18 protein-coding genes and 1 other RNA gene are annotated in these 15,584 nt (G+C 64.4%); 8 read left to right on the plus strand and 11 right to left on the minus strand.

Annotation, left to right across the window (positions count from 1 at the left end; translation table 11 throughout):
* Positions 1–94: 94 nt before the first annotated feature.
* The 11 genes from MTR72_RS00385 to MTR72_RS00435 all read right to left on the minus strand — a co-directional run bounded on the left by MTR72_RS00385 (position 95) and on the right by MTR72_RS00435 (position 9,138).
* Positions 95–301, minus strand: a complete 207-nt coding sequence (locus MTR72_RS00385) for a DUF2065 domain-containing protein (RefSeq protein WP_279375764.1) — start codon at positions 299–301, stop codon at positions 95–97.
* Positions 302–379: 78 nt separating this feature from the next.
* Complete coding sequence (gene hflC / locus MTR72_RS00390) at positions 380–1,282, minus strand: protease modulator HflC (protein ID WP_280965750.1); 903 nt, start codon at positions 1,280–1,282, stop codon at positions 380–382.
* Positions 1,279–2,415 (minus strand): FtsH protease activity modulator HflK, encoded by a 1,137-nt coding sequence (gene hflK / locus MTR72_RS00395; protein WP_341509931.1) that lies wholly within the window; start codon positions 2,413–2,415, stop codon positions 1,279–1,281. Before hflK ends, hflC begins: the two co-directional genes overlap by 4 nt.
* Positions 2,416–2,575: 160 nt before the next feature.
* Entirely contained in the window at positions 2,576–3,085 is a 510-nt protein-coding gene (locus MTR72_RS00400) for a dihydrofolate reductase (RefSeq protein ID WP_280971073.1), read from the minus strand.
* Positions 3,085–3,570 (minus strand): GNAT family N-acetyltransferase, encoded by a 486-nt coding sequence (locus MTR72_RS00405; RefSeq protein WP_341509932.1) that lies wholly within the window; start codon positions 3,568–3,570, stop codon positions 3,085–3,087. The genes MTR72_RS00400 and MTR72_RS00405 overlap by 1 nt, the downstream gene beginning before the upstream one ends.
* Positions 3,571–3,575: 5 nt before the next feature.
* A complete protein-coding gene (locus MTR72_RS00410; RefSeq protein WP_280965753.1) occupies positions 3,576–4,370 on the minus strand; it encodes a thymidylate synthase in 795 nt (264 codons plus the stop codon).
* A gap of 169 nt (positions 4,371–4,539) precedes the next feature.
* Positions 4,540–5,520: a tripartite tricarboxylate transporter substrate-binding protein gene (locus MTR72_RS00415; RefSeq protein WP_280965754.1), complete on the minus strand. Its 981-nt coding sequence runs from the start codon at positions 5,518–5,520 to the stop codon at positions 4,540–4,542.
* A gap of 122 nt (positions 5,521–5,642) precedes the next feature.
* Positions 5,643–7,157, minus strand: a complete 1,515-nt coding sequence (locus tag MTR72_RS00420) for a tripartite tricarboxylate transporter permease (protein WP_280965755.1) — start codon at positions 7,155–7,157, stop codon at positions 5,643–5,645.
* Between the two features lie 7 nt (positions 7,158–7,164).
* Positions 7,165–7,914, minus strand: coding sequence for a tripartite tricarboxylate transporter TctB family protein (locus MTR72_RS00425; RefSeq protein ID WP_280965756.1), 750 nt, complete (start codon positions 7,912–7,914; stop codon positions 7,165–7,167).
* A gap of 94 nt (positions 7,915–8,008) precedes the next feature.
* Positions 8,009–8,539: a chromate transporter gene (locus tag MTR72_RS00430; RefSeq protein ID WP_341509933.1), complete on the minus strand. Its 531-nt coding sequence runs from the start codon at positions 8,537–8,539 to the stop codon at positions 8,009–8,011.
* Entirely contained in the window at positions 8,536–9,138 is a 603-nt protein-coding gene (locus tag MTR72_RS00435; protein ID WP_341509934.1) for a chromate transporter, read from the minus strand. The genes MTR72_RS00430 and MTR72_RS00435 overlap by 4 nt, the downstream gene beginning before the upstream one ends.
* Positions 9,139–9,222: 84 nt before the next feature.
* Between MTR72_RS00435 and ssrA the strand changes: the two genes are divergently transcribed.
* The 8 genes from ssrA (at position 9,223) to MTR72_RS00475 (ending at position 15,502) form a co-directional block, all read left to right on the plus strand.
* Positions 9,223–9,602, plus strand: a transfer-messenger RNA (tmRNA) gene (gene ssrA / locus MTR72_RS00440).
* A 118-nt stretch (positions 9,603–9,720) separates the two neighbouring features.
* Positions 9,721–10,239: an SspB family protein gene (locus MTR72_RS00445; protein ID WP_280965759.1), complete on the plus strand. Its 519-nt coding sequence runs from the start codon at positions 9,721–9,723 to the stop codon at positions 10,237–10,239.
* A gap of 100 nt (positions 10,240–10,339) precedes the next feature.
* Entirely contained in the window at positions 10,340–11,758 is a 1,419-nt protein-coding gene (gene fumC / locus MTR72_RS00450) for a class II fumarate hydratase (protein WP_445819534.1), read from the plus strand.
* Positions 11,759–12,039: 281 nt separating this feature from the next.
* The gene (locus MTR72_RS00455) at positions 12,040–12,228 is read left to right on the plus strand and encodes a DUF4169 family protein (RefSeq protein ID WP_280965761.1); all 189 of its coding nucleotides are present in this window, start codon (positions 12,040–12,042) and stop codon (positions 12,226–12,228) included.
* Entirely contained in the window at positions 12,225–12,479 is a 255-nt protein-coding gene (locus MTR72_RS00460) for a ribbon-helix-helix domain-containing protein (RefSeq protein WP_280965762.1), read from the plus strand. The genes MTR72_RS00455 and MTR72_RS00460 overlap by 4 nt, the downstream gene beginning before the upstream one ends.
* Positions 12,480–12,595: 116 nt before the next feature.
* Positions 12,596–12,871 carry a FeoA family protein gene (locus tag MTR72_RS00465; RefSeq protein ID WP_280965763.1) on the plus strand — a complete coding sequence of 92 codons (276 nt, stop codon included), beginning with the start codon at positions 12,596–12,598 and terminating at the stop codon, positions 12,869–12,871.
* A gap of 21 nt (positions 12,872–12,892) precedes the next feature.
* Entirely contained in the window at positions 12,893–14,761 is a 1,869-nt protein-coding gene (gene feoB, locus MTR72_RS00470) for a ferrous iron transporter B (RefSeq protein WP_341509936.1), read from the plus strand.
* Between the two features lie 309 nt (positions 14,762–15,070).
* Entirely contained in the window at positions 15,071–15,502 is a 432-nt protein-coding gene (locus MTR72_RS00475) for a hypothetical protein (RefSeq protein WP_341509937.1), read from the plus strand.
* Positions 15,503–15,584 lie beyond the last annotated feature (82 nt).

The following is a 15,584-nucleotide window of genomic DNA, read 5'->3' on the forward strand; positions in this document are numbered from 1 at the left end:
GGGACGGCGCAAGCACGGAGGTTAACGGGCCTCAAGAGCCGGATAATACGGCGAAAAGCCGACCCAAGGCTTCACTTTGGCGTTGGCGCGGAGCCTAAATGGGGCGTCGCATAACCCAGATCAGGATCAACCCGGCCACCGCCGAAGCGATCCCGACTGCTCGCAGGATATGGTCGGGCGTGGCAAGCGCACTCTTCATGGCCTTGCGCATCCAGGCCGGACTTGCCGCGAACAACAAGCCTTCGAGCACGAACAGGATGCCTAAGCCGATGAGGAAGTCGGCGAACGCAATGGACCTCATCGGATTGGAACCTCCCCGCGTGCTGTTCTTGCTTCGACGAAGGGCGGCAGCCGCACCGCCCTTCGGCTTGCTCAGCCTTTAAGGTTTCGCCGGCGCCGGCGCCTCGCCACTCGGCTTGCCGCCCGGACTACTGAAGTACCGGAAGAAATCCGAGTCAGGGCGCAACAGGAATCGGGTGTCGTTGGAACGCAGCCCGTTCTCATATGCCGTCATCGACCGGTAGAAGGCGAAGAAGTCGGCATCCTTGCTGTAAGCCTCGGCAAACAGGCGGTTGCGCTCGGCATCGCCCGCGCCCCGGATCTGCTCGGACTGCGAATTGGCGTCGGCGACGATCACGGTCACCTCGCGGTCGGCCTTGGAGCGAATCTCCTGCGCCTTCTGACCGCCCTGCGCGCGGAACTCGGCAGCTTCGCGCTCACGCTCGGTCTTCATGCGCTGGTACACCGCCTGGCTGTTCTGCTCCGGCAGATCGGCGCGTCGGATCCGGACGTCGACGACCTGGATGCCATAGCCATCGGCTTCGTGATCGAGCTGGTCGCGGATGCGCAGCATCAGCTTCTCGCGATCGTCACGCACCACGTTGATGAAGCTGACCTCGCCGAGCACGCGGCGCAGCGCCGCGTTGAGCAGCGTGGTGAGCTGGAGGTTGGCGGACTGGATCGAGCCGACGCTCTGATAGAAGCGCAGCGCGTCCTTGATGCGGTAGCGCGCGAAGGCGTCGACCACCAGGCGCTTCTGGTCGGAGGCGATCGCCTCCTGCGATGGATTCTCGAGATCGAGAATCCGCTTGTCGATGTTGATCACCGAATTCCACGGCGCCTTGAAATGCAGGCCGGGCTCGGTGACGACGTCGACGGGTTTGCCGAACTGAAGCACGATGGTCTGCTCGGTCTGCTGCACCGTGAACAGCGACATGTAGGCCACGATCAGGACCAGGAGCAACCCGAGCAGCGAGACAATGCCTGTAACCGGAGACCTCATCGGGTGCCTCCGCTCGACTGCTGGCCGGGGGTGGGCGCCCGCTTGGGCGTCAGTTCGTTGAGCGGCAGGAAGGGCACGACGCCCTGGCCCGAGGAGCCGCCGTCATAGACCAGCTTTTCCGAGCCGCCGAGCACGCGCTCCATCGTCTCCAGATAGATCCGTTCACGCGTCACGTCGGGCGCCTTCTTGTATTCGTCGTATACCTTCAGGAAGCGCGCGCTCTGGCCCTTGGCCTCGGCGACCGCCTGCTCCTTGTATCCTTCGGCGGCCTGCAGGATCTGCGCCGCGCGCCCGCGCGCCTGCGGCACGACCTGGTTGGCATAGGTCTGCGCCTCGTTCTGCAAGCGCTCGGAGTCGGAGCGCGCCGCCTGCACGTCGCGGAAGGCGTCGATCACCTGCGCGGGCGGATCGACCTTCTGCATCTGCACCTGGGTGATGAGGATGCCCGAGCCGTAGCTGTCGAGCGTCCTCTGCATCAGCTCCTGCACGTTCTGTTCCGTGACGTTGCGGGCGCCGGTCAGGATCGGCTGGATCTGCGAGCGGCCGATGACCTCGCGCATCGCGCTCTCGGCAACCGCCTTCACGGTGCCTTCGGGGTTCTGGATGTTGAAGAGGAAGTCACCGACACCGTCCGGCTTGATGCGCCAGAGCACGGTGAAATCGACGTCGACGATGTTCTCGTCGCCGGTCAGCATCAGGCTCTCCTCCGGCACGTCGCGGATCGAGCGGCCGCGCCGCGTCGGATCGTCGATCAGCGTCATGCCGATGGAGATGGTGGAGACGCGCAGCGCCTTCGGCAGCAGCACGGTCTCGATCGGATAGGGCAGATGATAGTTGAGGCCCGGCTGCACGGTGCGGACGTGCTTGCCGAAGCGCAGCACGACGCCGAGCTCTTCGGACTGCACGCGGAAGAAGCCCGACAGCAGCCAGAACGCGAGGACGATCAGGAGGATCAGCGTAATGCCGACGCCGGAGAAATAGCCGCCGGGCAGAAGCTGCTGCAGGCGGTCCTGGCCGCGCCGCAGAAGGTCTTCCAGATCCGGTGGCCTCGGCCCGACCGGTTGCGGGCCTGAGCCCCATGGCCCTTTCGGACCCGAGCCCCACGGGCCACCGCCCTGATTCTTCCACGGCATTCGACAGTCTCCTCGGCGGGCCGGGACTAGAACTCATCCGGCCGGCATTTGTCCGGTCCGGCTTTATAGGGGACCGGCAGGCCCCTTACAACGCGCCCCTGACTGCCCCCCGAGCTATGCTTGGGCGCGGAAAAGTCAATGTAAACATTGGCGAATGCAGTTAATCTCGGGACCGCCGACGATATGTCACATAGGAGAAGTCCGCGCTGTCGTCGGCTCCCGCCGGATGGCGGACGCGGCTGGTTTCCTCCCACTGCGCCTTGTCGATCTCGAAACAAGTGTCGCCCGCCGGCCGCGCGTGCACCTCGGTGATTTCGAGGCGGTCGGCGCGATCGAGCCATTGCCGATAGATCTCGGCGCCGCCGATCACGGCGATTTCGGCGGCGGAACGCCGCAGGGCATCGCCGCGTGCGACCGCGCCTGCATCCGCCGCCGACGTCGTGACGATGGCACCTCGGGCGCGATAATCCGCATCGCGCGTGATGACGATGTTGGTGCGGTTGGGAAGCGGCCGGCGCAGCGATTCAAAGGTCTTCCGGCCCATGATCACGGGCTTGCCGATCGTGAGCGCCTTGAAGCGCTGCATGTCGGATTTCAGCCGCCAGGGGATCGCGCCACCAGCACCGATGACGCCGTTCTCCGCTATGGCGACGACGAAGACGATCTCCATCACGGCGCCTTCCCTGCAAGCTTTGCCAGCGCAGGCCCGGTGACGCGGCACAGCGTCCAGTCATCCATCATGACGGCCCCGAGCGATTTGTAGAACGCAATCGACGGCGCGTTCCAGTCGAGCACGGCCCATTGCAGGCGCGACCACCCGTTCTCGACGCATTCTCTGGCGAGATAAACCAGCAGCGCCTTGCCGAGGCCCCTGCCCCGATGCGACGGCCGCACATAGAGATCCTCGAGATAGATGCCGTGGCGGCCGCTGAAAGTGGAGAAGTTGAGGAACCAGACCGCGAAGCCGACCGGCTCGCCCTCCCATTCGGCGATCGCACAATAGAGCCGCGGATCGTCGCCGAACAGAGCGTCGGCGATCATCATCTCTGTCGCTTCCACCTCGTGCGAAAGCTTTTCGTACTCGGCGAGCTCGCGGATGAAAGCGAGAATGAGGCCGGCTTCGCCGGAGCGCGCGCGGCGGATATTGAGGGACATCTGCGCTAGACCGCGACTTCCGCTTTAATGTGCGGATGCGGATCGTAGCCGACGAGCTCAAAGTCCTCGTAGCGGAAGGAAAAGATATCCTTCACGTCAGGGTTGATCTTCATCACCGGCAATGGACGTGGTGCGCGCGTTAACTGAAGCCGCGCCTGTTCCAGATGGTTGGAATAGAGATGGGTGTCGCCGAGCGAATGCACGAAGTCGCCGGGCTTCAATCCCGTGACCTGCGCGACCATCATCGTGAGCAGCGCATAGGAGGCGATGTTGAAGGGCACGCCGAGGAACACATCGGCCGAGCGCTGATAGAGCTGGCAGGACAGCTTCCCGTTCGCGACATAGAACTGGAACAGGCAGTGGCACGGCGGCAGCGCCATCTTGTCGACCTCGGCCGGATTCCAGGCCGAGACGATCAGGCGACGCGAGTCGGGGTTGCGCTTAATCGTGTCGACCACGCTCGAGATCTGGTCGATGCTGCGACCGTCCGGCGCAGGCCAGGAGCGCCATTGATGGCCATAGACCGGACCGAGATCGCCATTGGCGTCCGCCCACTCGTCCCAGATAGTGACGCCGTGGTCGTGCAGATATTTGATGTTGGTGTCGCCCTTCAGGAACCACAACAGCTCATGCACGATCGCCTTCAGTGGCAGCCGCTTGGTGGTCAGCATCGGGAAACCGGCGGACAGATTGAAGCGCATCTGGTGGCCGAACACCGACAGCGTGCCGGTGCCGGTCCGGTCTGTTTTCTCGGCGCCGTCTGAAAGAATCCGCTCGAGTAGGTCCTGATACTGGTGCATGGGTCTATGGGCCTTTGGAGGACGGCGAACTTAACGGCCGGTCCCGCGCTGCGACAGCCGCGATTCGCTGTCCGCACTGATTATACCCGGAAAAGTGAGCGTTCCCGCCGCAAACGACAAGGGGCGGAACCGGTGTCCCGCCCCTCGCCTATCGGCTTGATTGTGCTTGTTAAGTTGCCGGTTTGAGCACCGGGCTCCACTTCGCGATCTCGGCTTTGACGAGGGCTGCGAGCGCCTCCGGCGTCCGCTCTGCAGCGCCCGGAATGACGCTGCCGAGCTCGAGCAGGCGCTTGCGCACGGTCTCGTCGTCAAGTGCCTTGGCGGCGGCCGCGTTCAGGCTCGCCAGGATCGCCGGCGAAGTTCCCTTCGGCGCGAACATCGCGTTCCAGGCCTGGGCCTGGAACGTGGGCAGGCCGGCCTCCGCCGTCGTCGGCACGTTCGGCAGCGACGGATTGCGCTCGGCCGTCGCGATTGCGTAAGCCTTGATGGTGCCGGCGTTGATCTGCGGCACGGCGTTGACGATCTGGTCACACATGTAGTCGACCTGGCCCGCCACCAGCGCGTTCATCGCAGGTCCGGTGCCGTTGAAGGGCACGCCGACGGGCTTGACGTCGAGGATGGAGTGCAAGAGCTCGCACGACGCGTGCGAGACGGAGCCCACGCCGGCATGTGCCGCGTTCACCTTCTCCGCGTTCGCCTTCACGTAGGCGACGAATTCCTTCAGGTCCTTCGGCGGGAAGTCCTTGCGCGCCAGGATCAGGATCGGCGTGCCCGCGAGCAGCGCGATCGGCTCGAAGTCCTTCTCGGGATGATAGGCGAGCTTCGGATAGAGCGGCACGGACGCGGCGTGCGTGCCCATGTGGCCGGTGATCAGCGTGTAGCCGTCATTGGCCGCACGCGCGGCACGCGTGGTCGCGGTGGTGCCACCGGCGCCGACTACGTTCTCGATGATGATGCTCTGTCCCAGCGTTTGCGCCATATGCGCAGTGACGATGCGCGAGATCACATCGGTCGGACCGCCGGCAGCGAACGGTACGATCATGGTGATGCTGCGCGTCGGATAGCTCTGCGCTGCGGCCGGTGCGACAAAGGCGCACAGCGACGCGAACGCTGCGACACATGCGCCCGCAAGCGCGCGAATTGAAGTCATCCCGATCCCCTCGGACACGAACAAAAAATGCCGGCCAAGCGGCCGGCATTTTCATTTCACGAAGCTGTCGCGCGAGTCGATTCGACTTCCGAATGCGGCGCGCCGACGCAGGGCGGCCGCGATCAGTTCTCGGACTCCGTGAACACCTCGTCGCGCTTGGCCCGCAATGCAGGCAGCACCGTGAGGACCAGGAGACCGGCAGCGATCGCGAGCAGCACGGCGGACAATGGACGTGTCAGGAAGACGCTCCAGTCGCCGCGCGAGATCAGCAGCGCCCGGCGCAGATTCTCCTCCATCAGCGGACCGAGCACCATGCCGAGCAGCAGCGGCGCCGGCTCGAAATCGTGCTTGATCAGCCAGTAGCCGACCAGGCCAAACACGCCGGCAAGAATGACGTCGACCGGCGCGTTGTTCACGGAGTAGATGCCGATCGCACAGAAGATCACGATCGAGGGGAACATCAGCCGGTAGGGCACGCGCAATAGCCGCACCCAGATTCCGACCAGCGGCAGGTTGATGATGATCAGCATCAAATTGCCGATCCACATCGAGGCGATCATGCCCCAGACGAGGTCCGGCTGCTTCTGCATCACCTGCGGACCCGGCACGATGCCGTGAATGGTCATCGCGCCGACCATCAGCGCCATCACCGCATTCGGCGGGATGCCGAGCGTGAGCAGCGGGATGAACGAGGTCTGTGCCGCCGCGTTGTTGGCACTCTCCGGCGCCGCGACGCCCTCGATCGCACCGCGGCCGAACCGCGACGGGTTCTTGGCGAGCTTCTTCTCGAGGGTGTAGGCCGCAAACGACGCGATCACCGCGCCGCCGCCGGGCAAGATGCCGAGGATCGAGCCGAGCACGGTGCCGCGCAGGATCGGAGGCGTCGAGTCGGCCAGATCCTTCCTGGTCGGCATCAGGCCGGTGATCTTCTGCTGCACGAGATCGCGGTTCATCTCGGCGCCGTGGTCGAGATTGCGGATAATCTCGGCGAAGCCGAACACGCCCATCGCCACCGTCGCAAAGCCGAGGCCGTCGGCGAGCTCCGGAATGTTGAAGGCCATGCGCGAGGCACCGGTCTCGATGTCGGAACCGACCATCGACAGCAGGAGGCCCAGCACGATCATCGCGATCGCCTTGAGCACCGAGCCCTTGGCCAGCACCACCGCAAAGATCAGGCCGAGCACCATCAGCGAGAAATACTCGGCCGGGCCGAACGCCAGCGCCAGCTTGGTCAGCGGCGCGCCGAGGATAGCGATCAGCACGGTCGCGACGCAGCCGGCGAAGAACGAGCCGATCGCCGCGATCGCCAGCGCCGGGCCCGCGCGGCCCTGCTTCGCCATCTGATGGCCATCGATGGCCGTGACGACCGATGTCGCCTCACCTGGGATGTTGACCAGGATCGAGGTCGTCGAGCCGCCGTACTGGGCGCCATAGTAGATGCCGGCGAGCATGATCAGCGCACCGACCGGCGGCAGCCCGAAGGTGATCGGCAGCAGCATTGCCACGGTTGCGATGGTGCCGATGCCCGGCAGCACGCCGACCAGGGTGCCGACGAGGGCGCCGATCAGGCACATCAGGAGATTGATCGGAGAAAACGCGACGACAAAGCCGTGAGCGAGGTTGGCAAAGAGCTCCATCACACCCTCACTGGACCAGGAAACGTGGGAACATCGGCATCGGCAACCCGAGCACGTAGGGGAACAGAAGCGCGCAGCCGAGCGTCAGGCAGGCGCCGACGATGACGGCCTCGAGCAAGCGGGTCTCGTGCGACCCCATCGCCGCAATGAGAAAGCTCGCGAAGGCCGAGACGACGAGGCCAAGCGGCCGGATCGCCAGCGCGAAGAACAGGATCGCGGCCATCACGAACAACGGCCCGCGCCAGGAATAGTGAGCCAGCGCCGGCCCCTCGGTCATGAGGCCCGTCAATGCGATGCCGGCAGACAGGGCGACCAGGAGCCCGCCGAACATGCGTGGCGCGGTCCCCGCACCGAAGGAGAAGCCGCGCATGCCCTGCAAGTCGCTCCCTGCCCATAGCGCGAACAAGGCGAGCGCCATCAGGACGATCCCGCCGACGTAATCCTGGGCCGACCTGATCGTCATGAAGAGCGTGAGGATCGCCACCACAAACAGCGGATAGGAATAGATCAGCGCCAACAGCACGTCGGACGACTTCTTGGAGTCGCCGGCGAGTATTGCACTGGGAGCCCCCACCAGTAGCGCTGTGGCGTGGCTGATCACGACTGTCGCCGGACCGCGGCCGGTGCCCCAGCCGAAGATCGTCCCGATCGACCAGACGAATTCGAAGATCTGCGGCGCAATCGCCAGCAGACAAAAGCCGAGCGCCAGCGACGTGTTTCGGGTGGCTGTCGCTGAGTGGCCCATCGTATCGGCCATGCTTGTCTCCTCCGCGACCTGTAAGTCACGAGCGTTGTTGTTCTAAATCGGCTGGAAAGGATCCCCCGCCCGCATCACTGCCTAGCGATTTTCATCACACAATGCCAGCAAAACCCAACAGGCCCCCGGCCAGCAGCAGCCATAGCGGATTGATGCGCGAGAGGGAGGCGATGATCGCAACGGCCGCGGTCAGGAACAGGGCAACGAGGCTGCGATCGGTCGCCTGGGCCAGAATTAAGGCACTTGCCGCCATCAATCCGATCGACAGCGGAACCAGTGCGGCCTGGATCAGGCCGGGCCAGCGCGATTGGCTGGGCCGGTTCAGGAGGCGGCTGACATAATAAGCAAGCAGCGCCGTCGGCAGGCACATCGCCAGCGTCGCCACCAGTGCCCCGGGAATGCCGGCAACGGCATAGCCGATCAATGTGACGATCAGGACGTTTGGACCGGGCGAGAGCTGCGCGATCGCATAGGCGTCGGCAAACTGCTTGTCGGTCATCCAGTGATGCACCTCCACCGCGATCCGGTGCATCTCGGGGACGGCCGCGGCGGCACCGCCGACGGCGAACAGCGACATCAGACCAAAGGTGGAGATCAGCGCCCAGATCGGGCTCTCGCTGGTCATACTGCTACCTTCCGCCGCAGGATGAAGGTCACGGCGACGCTGAGCGGGATCGCGACCAGCAGCACCGCCTGCAGCGGCAGGCGGAACACGCCGATGGCGGCGAACACCGCAAGCATCAGGATGAGCCCGGTGGCGTCCGGCCCCTTGAGCAGCGGGGTCATCATGCGGAAAACGACCGCGATCAAGAGCCCCACCGCGGCGCAGGAGATGCCGGCGAGGCTGCGGCGCAAAAGCTCCAGCTCGCCGAAATGGGCGTAGAGGACCGCAAGCACGGTCATGATCAGCGTCGGCGGCAGCAGCAGCCCGGTAAAGGCGGCAATGCCGCCGGCAATCCCGCGCAGCCGCGCGCCGAACACCATCGACAGGTTGACGATGTTGGGGCCGGGCAGGAAATGGCAGAGGGCGAAGGTCTCGTTGAATTCCTCGGCCGTCATCCAGCGGTGCTGGTCGACGATGGCTCGCCGGGCGAACACCAGAACGCCGCCGAAGCCGGCCAGCGACATCCGGGCAAAGGCGACAAACAGCGCCAGCAGGCCGGGTGGAATGCTTCTGGCTGAAAGGTCCGGCTCTTGGGCGGCCGGTGATGAATCCGACGACATGGCCGGACTTTAGAATAGGTGCGGCGGTACGGCCAAGACGCTGGGGAACCCTATCCAAAGGGAACAGCGACGTTGTCGCTCGAAACCCCTGTTTTTTGAAACGTTTGCCCCTATATTGTGGGTGCCGGTTCGCCGGCTATGGAAATAAACGGTCGTCGCAATAAACCATTCGGACCCGGGGGCGGTACCCGGCGCCTCCACCAAAGCCCACCCGGATAGCGGGCTTCCTGCCCGCGCAAAAAGCGGGTTTTGGCGGGGGCGAAATAGGATCGACGAGGGCGTAAAGGGCGTACTTTTTCCCGGTATTGTTCCGCCGTTATCGGGCTACTGCAATAGTTGCCAACGACAACTTTGCTCCGGTTGCTCAGGCTGCGTAACGCAGTTTGAAAGACCACTCTAAAGTCCTAGTGGGTTAAGCTCCGCTAGGCGGGGTTCGGAGGCACCTGGCAACAGAAGCCTCCACTTGCTTTTCATTTTATTTGTCCCGGCGGGGACTCCTGCTGACCCGTCAGGCGCGGTACCATTCCGGCTTGGCGAGTCGGGCCGGCAGGGCCTGGCTCTCGGGAATGCAACAGGACCACCATGGCAACCGATCATATCCGATACGATGTGCTGGCGCGCGACGCGCTGCGCGGCGTGCTGCGCAAGGTGCTGACCGATGCCGCAGCCCATGGATTGCCGGGCGAGCATCATTTCTTCATCACCTTCGTGTCGAAGGCCGAGGGTGTGAAGCTGTCGCCGCGGCTCTTGGCCCAGTATCCGGAAGAGATGACGATCATCCTCCAGCACCAGTTCTGGGATCTGACCGTGCTCGAGGACCGCTTCGAGGTCGGCCTGTCGTTCGGAGGCATTCCGGAGCGGCTGGTGGTGCCGTTCAGCGCCATCAAGAGCTTCCTCGATCCGTCGGTGAAATTCGGCCTCCAGTTCGACACCTCCGACGTCGCCGAGGATACGCACGCCGGACTTCCGGCGGCCCCGGCTGCATCGGCCGTCTCAGTGGCAACACCTGCCGCCGAGACGGCGGAGACCGTCGATGAGCCGACTCCGCCGAGCCAGGGTGGCGCCGAGGTCGTGCGGCTCGATCGTTTCCGCAAGAAATGATCTAGGACCGGGGCCCGCGGCCGCCACACGCGGCCAAACCGCCTATATAGGTGAGCAACCGCAAGGCCGCGCAGTCTAACGCGGCAGAATGGATATGCTCATGGACAAGACCACCCGCCCCTCGCACCGCGCCGCCACCCGCATCGAGACCGACAGCTTCGGTCCCATCGAGGTCCCCGCCGATCGCTATTGGGGCGCGCAGACCGAACGCTCGCGCCAGAATTTCCGCATCGGCCAGGACCGCATGCCGATCGCGCTCGTGCATGCGCTCGGCATCGTCAAGCTGGCCGCGGCGCAGTCCAACCGCGAGCTCGGGCTGCTCGACCAGCGCCGGGCCAACGCCATCATCCGCGCCGCGCGCGAGGTGATCGACGGCAGCCTCGACGATCACTTTCCACTGGTGGTCTGGCAGACCGGCTCGGGCACGCAGTCCAACATGAACCTCAACGAGGTGATCGCCAACCGCGCCAATGAGCTGCTCGGCGGCGAGCTCGGCGCCAAGAAGCCGGTCCATCCCAACGATCACGTCAACATGAGCCAGTCGTCGAACGACTCGTTCCCGACCGCGATGCATATCGCGGCAGCAAGCCGGATCACCGCCGACCTGATCCCCGCGCTGGGCGACCTGCACCAGGCGCTGCGCAAGAAGGAGAAGGAGTTCGCCAAGATCGTCAAGATCGGCCGCACCCACACCCAGGACGCGACGCCGCTGACGCTCGGGCAGGAATTCTCGGGCTATGCCGCGCAGGTCGAAAGCGGCATCGCCCGGCTCAAGGTCGCGGTGAAGGATCTCTATCCACTGGCGCAAGGCGGCACCGCGGTGGGCACCGGTCTCAACTCGAAGCCGCGCTTCGCCAAGCTGTTCGCCAAGCATGTGGCCGGCATCACCAAGCTGCCCTTCACCAGCGCCGCGAACAAGTTCGAGGCGCTGGCTTCCAACGATGCCTATGTGCTGGCGCACGGCGCGATCAACTCGGTGGCGACGGGGCTGTTCAAGATCGCCAACGACATCCGCCTGCTCGGCTCCGGCCCGCGCTCGGGACTGGGCGAGCTGATCCTGCCGGAGAATGAGCCCGGCTCCTCGATCATGCCCGGCAAGGTCAACCCGACGCAGTGCGAGGCGATGACCATGGTGTGCTGCCAGGTGTTCGGCAACAACACCGCAATCACGCTCGCCGGCAGCCAGGGCCATTTCGAGCTCAACGTTTACAAGCCGGTGCTCGCCTACAACATGCTGCACTCGATCCGCCTGATGGCCGACGCGGCGCGCTCCTTCACGGAACATTGCGTCAGCGGAATCCGCGCCGACGAAAAGCACATCCGCGAGCTGATGGAGCGGTCGCTGATGCTGGTGACGGCGCTCGCACCGAAGATCGGCTACGACAACGCGGCCAAGGTGGCGAAGACGGCGCATGCGAACGGCACGACATTGAAGGAGGAGGCGCTGCGGCTCGGCTTCGTGTTGGCGGACGAGTTCGACCGCTTGGTGCAGCCGGAGAAGATGACACGGCCGGGGTGATTTCCGAATTCCGATAGCCATCCGTAATGATACGGAGCCCAAAACAGCATATTTGTAGGGGCTTAAAGGGCAGGATTTGATTACCGTCAATGTCTCGGAGAGGAGGGATGCTATCCACCACCTCTCTCACCCTTCCCGGGGCCAAATTGATCGTTTGATGGTCCATCGGGCCGATTGACGAGGACGAGCAAATGACAATCAAATCTTATGCGGCACATTGCTGTGCCCGGTTTCTGAATGTTTCATCCCGCCCGCTGAGGATCGGGTGATGGAGACGCGACATGGGGAACGTCATCAACCTGAACCGCATCAGGAAGCGGGCCGAGCGGGAAGCTTCGGCCAAGCAGGCGGACGCCAACCGAACGAAGTTCGGCCGCACCAAGGCCGAACGCTCAGCGGAAGAGAAACGCAAGGCGCAAGCGAAGGAGCACCTGGACCAGCATCGGATCGACCGCGAGGAACAGCCATGAAATCGCCCGTTGTCAAACGATCGATCGTCGTCGCCGGCCACAAGACCAGCGTCAGTCTGGAAGAGGCGTTCTGGAACGGCATGAAGGAGATTTCCGGCCTCCGCAACATGACGCTGTCCGAGCTCGTGGGCGAGATCGACGGCAATCGCCAGCAGGGTAACCTGTCGTCGGCGATCCGCCTGTTCGTTCTCGACTACTTCAAGAACCGCGCTGCGGCCGTCCCGCCCGAGCACAAGGTCCCGGCTCAGTAAGCGCCAGAAGCGAGCCGGCAGCGTCGCGCCGGCTCGCACTTTATAATCACTCTAAGGTGCAACCCGGGCAGGCCGAGCCGGCTTGACCTCAGTGCCCTGCGTTGAAAATACAGGGCATGAGCGACGACAATGACACGCGCCCGCACCTGCCGCTGGGTCTGGCGCAGCGCGGCTACACCGGCATCATTCAGCACCTTTCCGCCAAGGACGCAGGCTCGGCACTGCCGGACATCGAGCTGGAGAGCCGCCTGATCGAGCTCGGCTTTGTCGAGGGCGCCAGGGTGGAGATCCTGCACGAGGGCATCGTCGGGCGCGACCCGATCGCCGTTCGCGTCGACAACATCACGATCGCGGTACGCCGTCGCGAAGCCATGGCCATCATCGTCGCGTGATGCGGCCGGACCTTTGATCTCATGGAAGCACCCCTGCTGCATCTCGCCCTGGTGGGCACGCCAAACAGCGGCAAAACCTCGCTGTTCAATGCGCTGACCGGCAGCCGGCAGAAGGTCGCGAACTATCCGGGCGTCACCGTCGAGCGCAAGGAGGGCTTCTTCGTCACCCCGCTCGGGCGCCAGGTCTCGGTGGTGGACCTCCCCGGCACCTATTCGCTGCGCGGCCGCAGCCCGGACGAGGAGATCACCCGCGATTTCGTGCTCGGCAAGGCCTCCGGCGAGCGCATGCCCGATCTCGTGCTGTGCGTGGCCGATTCGACCAACCTGCGGCTGACCATCCGCCTCCTGCTCGAGCTCAAGCGCACCGGCCGGCCGCTGATCCTCGTCCTCAACATGTTCGACATCGCGAGCCGCCGCGGTATCACGGTCGATGTCGCGCGCCTTGCCAAGGAGCTCGGCGTGCCCGTGGTCACCTCGATCGCGGTGCGCAAGGGCGGCACTGCCGAGCTGTTGAAGCTGACCGACGAGATCCCGGCGAAAGTTTCGCCCGAGGCTGAGAACAAGTGGCGCGCGCTCAGCGTCTCTGAACTGCGCGCCACCCAGCGAGAGGCCGACCGGATCATCGCCGACTGCGTCAGCCTGCCGAGCCGGCCCGACACCTGGACCGCGCGGATCGACGCCCTGGTGCTGCACCCCGTCGGCGGCCTGCTGGTGCTCGCGCTGATCCTGTTCGTGATGTTCCAGGCGGTGTTCGCCTGGGCGCAGCCGCTGATGGAGCTGCTCAATTCGGGCTTCGATGCGCTCGGCGAGTTCGTGCACGACACCCTGCCCGCCGGTCTGTTGCAGAGCTTCCTGCAAAACGGCGTGATCTCCGGCGTCGGCAGCGTCATCGTGTTCCTGCCGCAGATCATCATCATCTTCCTGTTCATCCTGCTCTTGGAAGATTTCGGCTACATGGCGCGCGCCGCCTTCCTGATGGACCGCATCATGGGCGGCGCCGGCCTGCACGGCCGCGCCTTCATCCCGCTGTTGTCGAGCTTCGCCTGCGCCATTCCCGGCATCATGGCGACGCGCGTGATCGACAACAAGCGCGACCGGCTGACCACGATCCTGATCGCGCCGCTGATGACCTGCTCGGCGCGCATTCCCGTCTACACGCTGATCATCTCCGCCTTCATTCCGGCGAAAGAGGTCTGGGGCTTCATCAATCTGCAGGGCCTCGTGATGTTCGGCCTATACGCGACGGGCATCATCAGCGCGCTTCTGGTCTCGTTCCTGATCAAGTTCTTCATGCTGCGCGACTATGCGCCAGCGCCGTTCATGCTGGAGCTGCCCGACTACAAGATGCCGCGCCTGAAATCGATCGCGATCGGCATCTTCACGCGGGCGAGGATGTTTTTGCAGCGCGCGGGCACCACGATCTTCTCCATGATGGTGCTGATCTGGTTTTTGGCCTCGTTCCCGCAGCCGCCTGCCGGGGCAACCGAACCCGCGATCGACTTCAGCCTGGCTGCGATCATGGGCAAGGCGCTCGCGCCGCTGCTCGCGCCGGTCGGCTTCAACTGGCAGATCGCCGTCGCCCTGATCCCGGGCATGGCAGCACGCGAGGTCGCGGTCGCGGCGCTCGGCACCGTCTATGCGATCGAAGGCGGCAAGGAGGCGGCCGAACAGATCGGCCAGGTTCTGGCGACAAAATGGTCGCTCGCGACCGCGCTGTCGCTGCTGGCCTGGTACATCTTCGCCCCGCAATGCGCATCGACGCTGGCGGTGATTCGGCGCGAGACCGGAAGCTGGACCTGGATGGCGGTGACCTTCGCCTACATGCTGGTGCTCGCCTATGCCGCGAGCCTCGTCACGTACAATGTCGCCGTCGCGCTCGGGGCCGGCTAGTCGTTTTCCGCCGAGCCCTAGCCTCCGCGACGCGTCCCGACAAAAATATCGAAAACAACCCCATGCAAAGTAGCCGAAGGCTACAGGTCATGATGGCTGGCACATCCTGAGGTTGACACGTCGGGCAAAACAGCGGCACCATGCCATCATCGAAGAATTGAGCGCTAGACGCTTCGCGATCGCACCATCCCGAAGATGACTTCGAGCGCTTGATCCAGATCAATCCGCTTCGCGCGGGTGAACCGATATTCGCTGAGACAACGTCGCAGGCTGGGCCCAGAGATCGCAGGGGGGCACGGAGCGACCAAAATGCCGCTGGCGGCATATTTCTGGAAGATCGGCGCGCTGTTGCTCGCGCTTTTGTTTGTTGCGGACTTTTATCTGCCCAAGGCGCCGGTCGTTCCGGGCGCGGCTGCGGACCGGCCGGCCATACGCATTCACTCCGAGCAAAAATTGCCCGAGCGGGTGGTCTTGGATACCTCGGCGGCGCCTGTCGTATCGAACATCGACACCGCGACCGCGCTCACCTCCACCCCGCCACCTGCCATCCGCGCAGACACTCCGGCGGTCGCGAATGCATTGGCGATGCTGCCGGATTCGCGTCCACCCGAATCCGCTGACCACAAGCGACAACGCAAACCGCAACACGTCGCGATCCGGCCGAAGCGACACGTGAAGCCGCAGATGGATCCGTGGGCGCGGCAACCACAGTACGCGTGGTTCGGATTCCGGCCCTGGTGATCGGTGCCGGCCGGCCGCCCGATATCCGGGCGAATGATCATGATCGCTTGACGTCCGTATCGGGAAATTGCGGCAGGCTTGC

The sequence above is a fragment of the Bradyrhizobium sp. ISRA442 genome, assembly GCF_038085055.1.
In the GTDB taxonomy this organism is placed as follows: Bacteria; Pseudomonadota; Alphaproteobacteria; order Rhizobiales; family Xanthobacteraceae; genus Bradyrhizobium.